Source organism: Maribacter sp. HS, assembly GCF_048059195.1.
Classification (GTDB): domain Bacteria; phylum Bacteroidota; class Bacteroidia; order Flavobacteriales; family Flavobacteriaceae; genus Maribacter; species Maribacter dokdonensis.
In genome coordinates this window covers 33,813-47,460 of sequence record NZ_JAYLVV010000007.1, presented here as the reverse complement: position 1 = coordinate 47,460, position 13,648 = coordinate 33,813, and the positions used below count along the sequence as shown (strand labels likewise).

Sequence of the window (13,648 nt, the reverse complement as noted above, 5' to 3'; positions counted from 1 at the left end):
CTTAAAGCCCCATATTTGGGGCTTTATTTTTTATCTTTGTATAAAATTCAGCATATGAAACTAGTATTATTGACCATTGGGTTATTAGCATTGGCTTTTGCAGGAATAGCTATTAAAATATGGTCTAAAAAAGATGGTAAGTTTGCAGGTACATGTGCCAGCCAAAGTCCGTTTCTAAATCAAGATGGGCAAGCTTGTGGTATGTGTGGCAAAATGCCAGATGAACAAGATTGTAAAAAAGATTTAATCTCAGAATAAGTACACTTACTTCTTAAAACAAGGAGTTTACAATATCGGTATTTGAATAACACAGACAAATTAGAAGAAACAATTCTTAAAGCTAAACAAGGCAATCAAATTGCGTTCAGCCGTTTATTGGATATGTTTTGGAACGATGTGTATGGATTTCAACTAAAACGTACCGAAAATGAGAACGACTCTGAAGACATTACCATACAGACCTTCTCAAAAGCGTTCGATAAAATTCACACCTATAATGATGCTTATGTTTTTAAGACATGGTTGATAACCATTTCAAAGAATATACATATTGATCTGGTGAGAAAGCGAAAAAAGAGTTTGTTAGACTCCCATAGCAACACCGAGGCCATAACTTCAGCTTTAGATGCCACCCCTTCTATGGAAGATCAACTTATTCAAGAACAGAATTTGGCCGATTTACTAAGGGATATCAAAAAATTGAAACCTCATTATCAAGCGGTAATCAACTTAAGATATTTTAATGAGTTGAGCTATGCCGATATAGCAACTCAATTAAATGAACCTATTAATAGTGTAAAGGTTAAGTTACTAAGGGCAAAAAAGCTACTTTCAGAAATTATTGAAGCAAGAAAAAAATAACATATTGGTTATTACGTAATTTTTTCACCTTCATTTGTGTAGAATACAATTCTACTTTATCCTCATTTTTATAGTTCGTATATTTGTATTAAAATTATCGCATGTCAACAGTTGTAAAAGAAAATGTTGCTCCACCAAAAGGCAAACCAAAATGGCTACGGGTTAAATTACCTACCGGTAAAAAATATACCCAGCTTAGAGGCTTAGTTGATAAGTATGATCTTCATACCATTTGCACCAGTGGTAGTTGCCCTAATATGGGGGAATGCTGGGGAGAAGGTACGGCTACCTTTATGATTTTAGGTAATGTTTGTACAAGATCATGTGGCTTTTGCGGTGTTAAGACAGGTAGACCTGAAAACGTAGATTGGGCAGAACCGGAAAAAGTAGCTAGGTCCATTAAAATAATGGGAATCAAACATGCTGTAATTACCTCTGTAGACAGAGATGACCTTAAAGATATGGGCTCTATTATTTGGGCAGAGACCGTTAAGGCCATAAGAAGAATGAACCCTACAACTACTTTAGAAACTTTAATTCCTGATTTTCAAGGAATAGAAAAGCATTTGGATAGAATTGTTGCTGTTGCCCCTGAGGTGGTATCGCACAATATGGAGACCGTTAAAAGGCTGACCAGGGAAGTACGTATACAAGCAAAATACGAACGTAGTCTTGAAGCTCTTAATTATCTAAAAAAACAAGGTATTAACAGAACCAAGTCTGGTATTATGCTAGGTTTAGGCGAGCATGAAGATGAAGTTATAACAACTTTGGCAGATTTACGAAAGGCAGACGTTGATGTTGTAACTATTGGGCAATATCTACAACCCTCTAAAAAACATCTTCCTGTAAAAGAATTTATTACCCCTGAACAGTTTAAAAAATATGAGGATATAGGTCTAGAAATGGGCTTTAGACATGTAGAAAGTGGCGCTTTGGTAAGATCATCTTACAAAGCACATAAACACATTCTTTAATTTATTTTTTAAACCGCTCCTAGATTTTCAAAGTTTATTTGTTAACCCATGGTTTCCATTAAACTTCTGATTTCACAAGTATAAAAATTTACGATAACCAATGCAGAAATTAAATATTGGCATTAATGGTTTCGGAAGAATAGGTAGAACCCTATTTCGCCTTTTGCAAGAACATCCTAACTTAAATGTTGTAGCAATAAATGATTTGGCAGATGCCAGAACACTTTCACATTTACTAAAATATGATAGTATTCATGGTACCTCGGCGCTTAATATTTCATGTGATGAAAATCATATTATCGTCAATGATGGTCGCATAATTTTACACAACGAATCTCATCCATCAAAAATAAATTGGTCATCAACAGCAGTTGATTTGGTTGTAGAATGTACTGGTAAATTTAAGGATCGGGAAACCCTTGCTTTCCATATTAAAAACGGAGCTAAAAAAGTAATTCTATCTGTACCGCCAACCGAAGATGATATTAAAATGATTGTTTTTGGTATCAATGAAAATTCATTGACAGCAACAGATGATATTATTTCTAACGCATCTTGTACCACCAATAATGCTGCACCAATGATCAAGGTGATCAATGATCTTTGTGGTATAGAGCAAGCATATATTACGACCATACATTCCTACACTACCGATCAAAGTTTGCACGATCAACCTCACAGAGATTTAAGAAGGGCCCGTGCAGCGTCACAATCTATAGTGCCAACAACTACAGGTGCCGCAAAAGCATTGACCAAAATATTCCCTGAACTAGCGGATACCATAGGCGGGTGCGGTATTAGAGTACCTGTGCCAAACGGCTCATTAACAGACATTACCCTTAATGTAAAAAGGGAAACGAGCATTGATGAAATAAACGCTACTTTTGAAAAAGCGGCTAAAAACCAGTTTAAAAATATTGTTCACTATACCAGCGACCCAATAGTTTCTATCGATATAAACAATAGTTGCTATTCTTGTACGTTTGATTCTTTAATGACCTCTGTCATAGGTAAAATGGTTAAGATCATTGGTTGGTATGATAATGAAACAGGTTATAGTAGTAGAATTATAGATTTAATTAACTTCATTAGTTTTAAAAAGTATATTTGAAAATTTTATTTTTAAATAAAGTAATTAAAGTTTTATTAGTCCCCATTATAATTTTGGCGACTACTACTGTCGTATTTTCCCAAGACCCAATTTCCCAAAAAGATATTCAACCTTATTTTGATCAAGCACGAAAGTTCAAAAATCAAGACAAAATAGACCTTGCCCTAGAAACGTTGAACACAGCTGCCAATGAAGCAGAAAAACGTGAAGACATTAAAGGTTTAATTGATAGTCTTCATGAACTGGCACTTTTATATTTAAGAATTGACAAAGAAGGTGATACAGAATTCTATTGGGATCGTGCCAGCGTATTATTAAAAGATATTTCTTACCCATACGGTGATGGCATGCACAAGTATATTGAAGCTATATTACTACATAGAAGTAATAGAAACTTTCAATCCCTATTTATGCTAAACGAGGCCAAGCAGCTAAATAACGATCGTAATTTTTACAATAATCTATTGTTGACAGAAGCAAAGGTTTATTTAAGTCTTGAAAAATACGATAGTGCCTCTAAAAATTTGAATTCACTTTTGGTCAATACAGACTTGTTTGAAAAAGAATATTTAACAAGTCAAGCATATCTTACCCTTGCCGAACTAAATCTAATTCAGGAAAATTTTTCTGAAGCTGCCAAAAATGGCGAAAATGCCTTGGAAGTTGCCAAACATAATGGTTTTCTAGAAGACATTAAAGATGCAAATATTCTCTTGACCTCGGTTTATGAAAAATTAGGACTATACCAAAAATCATTGGTAAACAGTCAAAATTTAGTTCAATTGAAGGACTCCATTTTCAATGTTGAAAAGAATAAAATAGAAGCAAAAACTGCAGATAAAATAAGGGATAATTATAAAACTGAAGAGATTGCCCGTCAAGAAAAGAAAATTGAAGAACTGACGGAATCTCAGAACAGATCTGAACTAACGGCTATTTTAACATCTGCTTTTTTAATTATCATATCATTATTGGCTGTTACACTTTATAGAAACAATCAAATAAAATTAAAGACCAACGATCTTTTACAGACTAAAAACAAAGAACTACAAATAGCAAGAGATGGTGCAGTACAAGCTATGGAAGCTAAGACCAACTTTCTCTCAACAGTAAGTCATGAATTAAGAACTCCACTTTATGCTGTTACAGGTCTCACCCATTTACTACTTGAAGAAAACCCTGAAGAGCACCAAAAAGAACATTTAAAAGCTTTAAAATTTTCGGGTGATTACTTACTTAATTTCATTAATGATATTTTACATATCAATAAAATTGACGCCAATAAGCTTGAACCCTTGAATATGGAGTTCAATCTAAAAAAGGTAATTAACGAAGTAATTAATTCACTAGGACAAAGTGCCAAATCTAACAATACCAACCTTATTTTAGAGTATGACCCTAAAATACCTAGCCATTTACTTAGTGACCCATTAAAGTTATCGCAGATATTCATGAACCTGATCGGTAATTCGATCAAATTCACCAAGGGAGGTGAAGTTAGGGTGATTTCTAAACTTTTGAACAAGGATCAAGATGATGTCACCATTTACTTTGAAGTGAAAGATAATGGAATAGGCATATCAAAAGAAAAACAGAAAAGTATTTTTGAAGGTTTTGAGCAAGGGTCCATTCAAATAAACAGGGAATATGGTGGAACGGGACTTGGCTTAACCATTGTAAAAAGTCTTTTGGGTCTTTTCAATAGTCAAATTGAACTAGAAAGTAATTTAGGAGAAGGAAGCTCATTCTTCTTTGAGATTAAAATGAAGAGTATTGATGATCTTGCCGAGGATGTTGCTTTTGAAATTGCTCCTAAAGACTATGACTTTAAAGGTCTTCATTTATTGATTGTTGAGGATAACAAAATCAACCAGGTCATTACCAAAAAAATGTTGACCAAAAGAGATATGACCAGTGATATTGCCAATAACGGTCATGAAGCGGTTGATCTTGCCAAAGAAAATGTATATGATGCCATTTTAATGGATATACACATGCCAGGTATTAGTGGTGAAGAAGCTACCATAGAAATTAGAAAGTTCAATCAAGACACTCCTATTATTGCCTTAACCGCAATTTCTTTAGATGATAGTTTAGAAAGTTTTTATGCTGCCGGATGTAATGATGTTGTTACAAAACCATTTAAGCCAGAGATTTTCTACCAAAAAATAGGTGAAAATATTTTTGACAAAAAGCCTAAGAATTCTTTGTCATAAACTGCAGTAATTCCTGCCTCAAAGCTTCTTTCCCATCGTACAGAAACTCATGTTTCACTTCAATATAATGTAGGTTTGGAATTTTTGACTTTAGCCTTACGTAATCCTTTTCAGTAGTAAGAATCGTTTCCTTCTTTTTTAAATCCTCTATTTCAGCATCCGTAAAAAAGTGATGATCGTTGAATTTCAAATGCTCAAATGTAATACCTGATGATTTCAAAAACATCTCTAAAGGAGTCGGGTTGGCTATACCCGTTACCAAAGTTACGTTTTTAGTTTTTAAGCTTTCAAGTGGCATTTCAACACCCTTTAAATCTCTATTATAATCCAAATAACTAAAAAATACTTTTTGGTAGTGTTTGGGAGCAAGTTGTAAAAGTATTGTTGATTTATCGGAATTGGATAAATCTGCAGGGCATTTGGTTATTACTATAATGTCTGCCCGGTTTGCCTCTCCTTTAAAATCCCTTAAATCGCCTGTAGGTAAATACCAGTCATTGACATACAAGTTATCATAAGCCGTTAGCAATATTGAAAAACCAGGTTTTACCTTTCTGTGCTGAAAAGCATCATCCAATAAAATAACATCGGGATCAATATCTGTCATTAATTGGTTTATTCCATTTCTTCTATCTGCATCAACTGCAACGGCAACTTTTGGAAATTTCTTTTTTAATTGAAACGGTTCATCACCTAACTCTTCTACACTGGTATGATTACCGGCAAGTAAAAATCCCTTAGTTTTTCTCTTATACCCCCTACTTAATATAGCAACTCTAAAACTTTCACCTAGTTCACGTACCAGTAATTCTATCATAGGTGTTTTACCGGTACCGCCAACGCTTAAATTACCTACAAAGATTGTTTTTACAGCAAACGTTTTAGATGAAAAAACACCCATGTCGTATAATCGATTTCTAAAAAAAACAATCAATCCGTATAGGAGTGAAATGGGAAAAAGAAGTTTTCGTATTAGCTGCATTAGAACGAAATTATAATAATTTATCTTTGAATATCTTATTTTTCCATAAAATGACTGTAAAAGACATCACCCGAATATTAGAAGAATTTGCCCCACTACCCTATGCCGAGGATTTTGACAACGTTGGCTTATTGGTGGGCAATGCATCAAATGAAGTGAGCGGACTATTGGTTACGTTAGACACCTTAGAGAATGTTGTTGATGAAGCTATCGCCAAGAATTGTAACCTTATTGTTAGTTTTCACCCTATCATTTTCGGTGGCTTAAAAAAGATTACCGGTAAAAATTATGTGGAACGTGTAGTCATTAAAGCTATCAAAAATGATATTTCCATTTATTCTAACCATACCGCACTTGATAATGCCCGTTACGGAGTCAATGCCAAAATATGTGAGGTACTAGGTCTTTCGAATACAAAAGTGCTACTTCCCCAAAAGAACACGATAAAAAAATTAACTACGTACGTACCCAAAAATACTATTGAAGAAGTGAAAAATGCGCTTTTTAAGGTAGGTGCCGGTAACATTGGCAACTATTCCAATTGTAGTTTTTCGGTTGAAGGAAATGGCACCTATAAAGCCAATGAAGGTGCAAACCCCACCATTGGTACTATTGGAACTACACATACCGAGAACGAAGTAATGCTTACATGCGTGTTTGGTAAAGATCGGGAGTCCGTTATAATTAATGCGCTATTGACCTCGCACCCTTACGAAGAAGTAGCTTATGATATACAAACTATTGAAAACACCAACCAACATATTGGTATGGGCATGATTGGCGAATTAGACCAAGAGGTTTCAGAAATGCAATTTCTAAATGACCTTAAGCTCAAAATGAACGCAAAATTGGTGCGACATTCCAATTTATTGAACAAACCCATTAAAAAAGTAGCCGTTTTAGGTGGCAGTGGCTCTTTTGCCATTGGAGCGGCAAAAGCTGTCAAAGCAGACGTATTTGTTACTGCTGACCTTAAATATCATCAATTTTACGAGGCTGAAAATCAAATAATTTTGGCAGATATTGGACACTTTGAAACTGAGCAGTTTACAAAAAACCTTTTAGTTGATTATCTTACAAAAAAAATTCCTAATTTTGCAATCCATTTATCGGAAAGTATAACAAATCCCATCAATTATTTTTAATATGGCAAAAAAAGAAGATTCGTCTGTAGAAGCAAAGTTAAGAGCATTATATGATCTGCAATTAATTGATTCTAGGGTTGATGAAATAAGGAATGTTCGTGGTGAACTACCTTTAGAAGTAGAAGATTTGGAAGATGAAGTCCTTGGCCTAAAAACGAGAATGGATAAGCTTAAAACCGATTTAGAGAATATAAACTTTGAAATTGGCGCTAAGAAGAACCTGATTGAAGAAGCAAAGGCTTTAATTAAAAAATACGGCGAGCAACAAAAAAATGTTCGTAATAGTAGAGAGTTCAATTCTATTAGTAAAGAATTGGAATTCCAAGAATTGGAAATTCAATTAGCTGAAAAGAACATTAAAGAATTCAAAGCTCAAATAGAGCAAAAGAAAGCTGTTATCTCTGATACCAAAGAACGTTTATCTGAGCGTGAGGCACACTTAAAGCATAAGAAAGGTGAATTAAACGCTATTCTTGCCGAAACGGAAAAAGAAGAAAAAGCGTTGTTGGAAGAGTCTATCAAATTCCAAGATAAAATTGAAGAGCGTTTGGTTAAGGCATATGCCCGTATCCGTAACAACGTTAAAAATGGTTTAGCTGTTGTTCCAATTGAAAGAGGTGCATCTGGTGGGTCTTTCTTTACAATTCCACCACAGGTACAAGTTGAAATTGCTTCAAGAAAAAAAATCATTACAGATGAGCATAGTGGTCGTATTTTAGTTGACCCAGTTCTAGCTGAAGAAGAAAGTGAAAAAATGCAAAAAATGTTCGCTAAATTATAATAGCGCACATTGTATAAAAAAAGAAAAGCCATCTTCTAAAGATGGCTTTTTTATTGGTATATGAATAAAATTCTTAGGAACCGGATAACAGCCTCAACATTAAGTTCTCAACCTCTAAACTATCCCAATTTTCTGCAATATTGGATATTTTCATAACCTCTTTCATTATTTCTTCTTGAGCATCACCTTCCGCTAATGCTTCTGCATAAGGTCTATTGGAAAAAGTAACCCTGCTATATGCAGGTATCCACTTTTCTGGATGTTTTGTAGAAAAATGTTTTTCTATTTTCTTTTGAAGTAAAAAATTAGCGTCTGCAGTTTTACTGCTCATCTCTATGAAGTTTCTATAACTCAGCTCTGCTATAGCATCGGCATTTGGCTTGCGTTTTTCTTGATAGGTAGTAAAAATACGCTCCCAATCATCTCCAAATTCCTGAATAAGCTGATCTAAGACATAAATATCTTCAAAACCAGCATTCATACCCTGACCATAAAAAGGAACCACAGCATGGGCAGAATCTCCTACCAGCGCTACTTTTTCCCAATAAGTCCAAGGATAGCATTTCATAGTTACCATGGCACTTGTAGGGTTTTTAAAGAAATCTTCGGTAAGGTTTTCAATTTCATCCTTTACATTTGGAAAATAAGTATTGAAAAAGCGTACAGCATCTTTCTTTGTTTGTAAACTTTCAAAAGATACTTCCCCTTCAAATGGCATAAAAAGGGTGCATGTAAAACTGCCATCTAAATTGGGCATAGCAATAAACATGAATTTACCTCGCGGCCAAATATGAAAAGAATGCTTATCTAGTTTATGTGTACCGTCTGCGTTAGCAGGTATGGTCAATTCTTTATATCCAACATCAATAAAATCTTGCGAATAGTCAAACCTACTACGCCGTTGCATTTTATGTCTCACCCTAGAAAATGCCCCGTCACAACCAAATACCAAATCAAATGGGTATTCTTTCCATTCGCCCTTTTCACTTTCACCTGTGTAAACAACCGCCCTTGGCAGATCAATATCCCATACCTTTTCTTCAAAACGAAAGTCTACCCCATTATTTTCGGCTAAATCTATCATTCGTTTGTTCAGAACCCCTCTTGATATGGACCAAATTGCCTCACCATCCTTACCGTATTTTTGAAAATACTGTTCTTTACCAATAACGTGCATGGCACGTTTGTCTAAAGGAATGGCTATTTTTTTAATTTCCTCCTCTATTCCAACAGTTTTTAAAGCGTTCCATCCCCTATTGCTCATAGCCAGGTTAATGGATCGACCAGAAAACTCAATATTTCTAATATCCGGTCTTCTATCAAACACCGTTATTTTATGTCCGTATCTCTTTAAGTAAATAGCTAGTAAAGATCCTACTAATCCAGAGCCTATTATGGCAATATTCTTTTTTTCTTGGGTCATGTATTGGGCTTTAAGCCTACATTAAGTGAATGTTAAAAATATGAAATATTGCCCAAAATTTAAGCTTTATCGCAACAAACTGAACAAATCATTTATCTGATAAGGTTATTTTTTTGTTTAATTTTTTAATATTTTTGTTAAACAAAATAAATTTATCTTGAAACATTTTACCTCAAAGGATATTCATGAAATGCCCAGTAGATATAGGGCACATTTGATCAATAGTTGTACTGGTTATAAATCTGCCAATCTTTTAGGGACAAAATCAGTATCGGGTATTAGTAATTTAGCCATTTTCAACTCCGTGGTGCATATTGGCAGTTCTCCGCCAATGCTAGGTTTCATTTTACGTCCGTTAACAGTTGCAAGAGATACTTATAAAAACTTTAAAGAGACTGGCTTTTTTACTGTTAACCAAGTGAACAATGAAATAATTGAAGACGCTCACCAAACTGCTGCAAGCTACAAAGAGCATATTTCAGAATTTTCAAAAACAAATTTAACCGAAAGTTACCTAGACCAATTTCACGCTCCCTATGTGGATGAAAGTGCTATAAAACTGGGGTGTAGTTATGTTAATGAATATAGAATAGAAGAAAATGGCTGTGTGATGATCATAGGTGTCATTGAACATATTTATTTGCCCGACGACATTTTACATGAAGATGGCTGGTTACAATTAGATAAACATAACGCTGTTGTGACCAATGGTTTAGATGCGTATGCGCTACCTAAACTTTTAACTAGGTTTTCTTATGCTGAACCGGACAAGCCTTTACAAAAATTACTGTAATGGCACATAAAAAAATACGGCTGCCTTCTAAAATATGTATTACTTGTAAAAGGCCATTTTCATGGCGTAAAAAATGGGAAAGAGATTGGGACCATGTAAAATACTGTAGTAAAAAGTGTAAACTACTTAAACAATAGAATATGAATAATTTAATCTGGTTTAGAAATGACCTAAGAATAGGTGATAATTCTTCCTTGAACGATGCCGTGAAGGGACAGAAAGTTATTGCCTTCTATTGTTTTGAAACTATATATTTTGACCATGATACCTACGGATTTAAAAGAACCGGAAAGTTCCGAGCCAAGTTCTTACTTGAAACCGTAACCCAATTAAAAGCAGCGCTTGAAAAACTTAACATTGCCCTTTTCATTTATGTGGGCCGATCTGAAGATTTCTTGCCTAAATTAATTGAACAACATAATATCGATACCATATTTCTACAAAAAGAATGGACAAGAGATGAGCAGGTTGTATTGGAAAAGGTAAAGAACAATGTATCGTCTACTATACAATTCAAAGAAGTGTACGACCAATTTTTATTTCATCCAGATGATATTCCCTATACATGTTTTAAATCCATACCAGAAATATTCACCAACTTCAGAAAAGATTGCGAAATCCATTGCAAGGTAAGAGCTCCTCAAATGCCTATTAAGGCAATGTCTAAGAATAATTTGGTCTGCACTAAAACAGAATTACCCACTTTAAATCAATTGGGTTTTAATGACTTCACCCAACACACGCATACGGCCTTCCCTTTTCAGGGTGGTGAACATGAAGCACAAAAACGCATCGAACAATATTTTTGGGATTCTCAAAAGCTAGCCGTCTATAAAAAAACCAGAAACGGGTTAATTGGTGAAAATTATAGTTCAAAACTCTCTGTCTGGTTAGCTAATGGGAGTATATCCCCCAGAACCATCTACTGGGAAGTTAGAAAATTTGAAAAAGAAATAGTAAAGAACCAAAGTACCTACTGGTTAATCTTTGAACTTATTTGGCGTGATTATTTTAAGTATATCTCCTTAAAACATGGTGATAAAATCTTTGGACTAACAGGTATACTTCAAAAGCCTTACGAATGGAAAAGAACATCAGTAGCACTAGAAAAATGGATAAATGGTACTACCAAAGAACCTTTTATCAATGCAAATATGAAAGAATTATTGGCAACCGGATGGATGAGTAATAGAGGTAGACAAAATGTAGCCAGTTTTTGGTCTAAAGAATTGGAACAAGACTGGCGAATTGGCGCCGCATATTTTGAGCGTATGCTCATAGATTACGATGTGCATAGCAACTATGGAAATTGGATGTACAATAGCGGCGTTGGTAATGACCCCAGAGATAGAAAGTTCAATATTAAAAGTCAGGCTGATCGCTATGATAGTGCCGGTAGTTACCAACGTTTGTGGCTGCAAGAAACATTGTTTTAAAAATTAAAATTAGACGAAATGAAAACTGTACGGTTAATTCTTGGTGACCAGTTAAACCAAAATCACTCTTGGTTCAATGAAGTAAATGATAATGTCATATATCTTATGGCAGAAATGCGCCAAGAGACCGACTATGTTAAACATCACATACAAAAGGTAATAGCGTTCTTTTTAGCTATGCGAAATTTCAAAGATGAACTGAGCGCTAAAGGTCATCAATTTATTTATTTCTCACTTACTGATGCAAATAATCCTCAACAACTAGAGGAAATTATCATTAAAACCATCAAAGAATCGAACGCCAAAAAATTTGAATATCAGTTACCTGATGAGTACAGACTTGATGAACAATTAAATAATATATGTAAGTCATTATCTATAGCTACCTCTTACGCCGATACCGAACATTTTTATACGACACGATTTGAATTAAGGGATTTCTTTAAAGGAAAAAAACAAATGATCATGGAAAGCTTTTATCGTATGATGCGCAAAAAGCACAATATCCTAATAAATAACGATCAACCTGAAGGTGGAAAATGGAATTATGATCAAAGCAACAGAAATAAATGGAAAGGTCAACCAAGTATTCCCCGTGAGAAAGATTTTAAAAAGAACGTTGAAGAAATTATTGAGGAGCTTTCCAAAGCTAAGGTAAAGACCTTTGGTAATGTTGACCCCACAGCATTTTCGTGGCCAGTAACCAAAGTAGATGCCTTAAGTACCTTGACTTATTTCTGTGACCAACTCTTACCACATTTTGGTGACTACCAAGATGCCATGCATGAAGACCAAAAGTTTTTATTTCATTCTAGATTGTCCTTTGCAATGAACAGCAAAATACTTTCGCCTAAAGAGGTAATTACCCGGGTCACAGCTCATTATTATAAAAATAAGGACGTAATTCATATATCTCAAGTTGAAGGCTTTATCCGTCAAATTTTAGGTTGGCGAGAATATATGAGAGGTATTTATTGGAAAGAAATGCCACAATATAAGGGCTTAAATGTGCTAGAAAATAAAAACAAACTACCCCATTTCTTTTGGACAGGTAAAACGAACATGAACTGTTTAAAACATGCCATTGGTCAAAGTTTGGACCACTCATATGCCCACCACATACAACGTTTAATGATTATTGGAAACTTTGCACTACTTACACAAATGGATCCAGACGAGGTAGACCAATGGTATTTAGGTGTTTATATAGATGCCATAGAATGGGTAGAAATTACCAATACCAGAGGAATGAGCCAATTTGCAGATGGTGGTATCGTAGCAACTAAACCATACGTTAGCAGTGCCAATTATATTAATAAAATGAGTAATTATTGCTCAAAATGCTCTTATAACCACACAAAAAAATTAGGAGACAAAGCCTGCCCGTTTAACTCGCTGTACTGGAATTTTTTAGCAGATAAGAAAGCGCATTTTAAAAACAACCAACGTATGAAAATGATGCTGTCACTTTTAGATAAAATGGACGGTAGTGTTTTAGCTGACATACAATTAAAAGCAAATGATTTAATGAAAAATTTAGACGCACTTTAATAATTAATTAATATGAATTTAACCTTATTATGTAAGCCAAATTATATTTTTGTTGTGTAGTTAAATTTAACTTTCCGCGAGAGCGCCTATATAAATAAAAACACCTTTTTAACATTTTTGAAAAGGTGTTTTTGCATTTAAGAAGTTTTTTGAAAATCTTCCAAAATCACCAAAATTACCCATCTAAATTCTTGTCCTACTTTAACTCCAATCGGTTGAACCTATTGATTTCATCGACCAAATGCACAATCACATCATCAACAGGTCTTTAACAACAATTTTAACACTCTACAACAATTTCAAATCGTAATTCAAGTCAATTCTTACATAAAACACAAAAACGATTTTTATAAAAAATTCAATTTAAAATAC

Annotated in this window: 13 protein-coding genes; 11 read left to right on the top strand and 2 right to left on the bottom strand. The window is 34.3% G+C overall.

Annotated elements, in window-relative coordinates; translation table 11 throughout:
* Positions 1–54: 54 nt before the first annotated feature.
* From VBZ51_RS16025 to VBZ51_RS16005, 5 genes are all read left to right on the top strand, one after another.
* Positions 55–258 (top strand): hypothetical protein, encoded by a 204-nt coding sequence (locus VBZ51_RS16025; RefSeq protein WP_058105949.1) that lies wholly within the window; start codon positions 55–57, stop codon positions 256–258.
* Positions 259–300: 42 nt separating this feature from the next.
* On the top strand, positions 301–861 hold the full coding sequence (locus VBZ51_RS16020) for an RNA polymerase sigma factor (protein ID WP_058105948.1): 561 nt from the start codon (positions 301–303) through the stop codon (positions 859–861).
* A gap of 101 nt (positions 862–962) precedes the next feature.
* Positions 963–1,838, top strand: coding sequence for a lipoyl synthase (gene lipA / locus VBZ51_RS16015; protein WP_058105947.1), 876 nt, complete (start codon positions 963–965; stop codon positions 1,836–1,838).
* A gap of 100 nt (positions 1,839–1,938) precedes the next feature.
* Complete coding sequence (gap, locus tag VBZ51_RS16010) at positions 1,939–2,949, top strand: type I glyceraldehyde-3-phosphate dehydrogenase (protein ID WP_091602297.1); 1,011 nt, start codon at positions 1,939–1,941, stop codon at positions 2,947–2,949.
* Positions 2,946–5,165: a hybrid sensor histidine kinase/response regulator gene (locus VBZ51_RS16005; protein ID WP_099192383.1), complete on the top strand. Its 2,220-nt coding sequence runs from the start codon at positions 2,946–2,948 to the stop codon at positions 5,163–5,165. The genes gap and VBZ51_RS16005 overlap by 4 nt, the downstream gene beginning before the upstream one ends.
* Here VBZ51_RS16005 and lpxK read toward each other — a convergent pair.
* Positions 5,146–6,147 (bottom strand): tetraacyldisaccharide 4'-kinase, encoded by a 1,002-nt coding sequence (gene lpxK / locus VBZ51_RS16000; RefSeq protein ID WP_416577580.1) that lies wholly within the window; start codon positions 6,145–6,147, stop codon positions 5,146–5,148. The genes VBZ51_RS16005 and lpxK overlap by 20 nt on opposite strands.
* Positions 6,148–6,197: 50 nt before the next feature.
* On the opposite strand from lpxK, the gene VBZ51_RS15995 reads away from it, so the two are divergent.
* Together VBZ51_RS15995 and VBZ51_RS15990 are read left to right on the top strand one after the other, a co-directional pair.
* Positions 6,198–7,292 (top strand): Nif3-like dinuclear metal center hexameric protein, encoded by a 1,095-nt coding sequence (locus VBZ51_RS15995; RefSeq protein WP_416577579.1) that lies wholly within the window; start codon positions 6,198–6,200, stop codon positions 7,290–7,292.
* 1 nt (position 7,293) lies between these two features.
* Complete coding sequence (locus tag VBZ51_RS15990; protein ID WP_058105943.1) at positions 7,294–8,073, top strand: zinc ribbon domain-containing protein; 780 nt, start codon at positions 7,294–7,296, stop codon at positions 8,071–8,073.
* A 73-nt stretch (positions 8,074–8,146) separates the two neighbouring features.
* Here VBZ51_RS15990 and VBZ51_RS15985 read toward each other — a convergent pair whose 3' ends face one another.
* Positions 8,147–9,496, bottom strand: coding sequence for an FAD-dependent oxidoreductase (locus VBZ51_RS15985; RefSeq protein WP_416577578.1), 1,350 nt, complete (start codon positions 9,494–9,496; stop codon positions 8,147–8,149).
* A 157-nt stretch (positions 9,497–9,653) separates the two neighbouring features.
* Between VBZ51_RS15985 and VBZ51_RS15980 the strand changes: the two genes are divergently transcribed.
* The 4 genes from VBZ51_RS15980 to VBZ51_RS15965 are packed head-to-tail and all read left to right on the top strand — an operon-like array spanning position 9,654 to position 13,276.
* Positions 9,654–10,289, top strand: coding sequence for a flavin reductase family protein (locus VBZ51_RS15980; RefSeq protein WP_416577577.1), 636 nt, complete (start codon positions 9,654–9,656; stop codon positions 10,287–10,289).
* Positions 10,289–10,426 (top strand): DUF2256 domain-containing protein, encoded by a 138-nt coding sequence (locus VBZ51_RS15975; protein ID WP_416577576.1) that lies wholly within the window; start codon positions 10,289–10,291, stop codon positions 10,424–10,426. The genes VBZ51_RS15980 and VBZ51_RS15975 overlap by 1 nt, the downstream gene beginning before the upstream one ends.
* Positions 10,427–10,429: 3 nt before the next feature.
* A complete protein-coding gene (locus VBZ51_RS15970; protein ID WP_416577575.1) occupies positions 10,430–11,725 on the top strand; it encodes a DASH family cryptochrome in 1,296 nt (431 codons plus the stop codon).
* Between the two features lie 18 nt (positions 11,726–11,743).
* Positions 11,744–13,276 (top strand): cryptochrome/photolyase family protein, encoded by a 1,533-nt coding sequence (locus VBZ51_RS15965; protein WP_416577574.1) that lies wholly within the window; start codon positions 11,744–11,746, stop codon positions 13,274–13,276.
* The last annotated feature ends 372 nt before the right edge of the window (positions 13,277–13,648 follow it).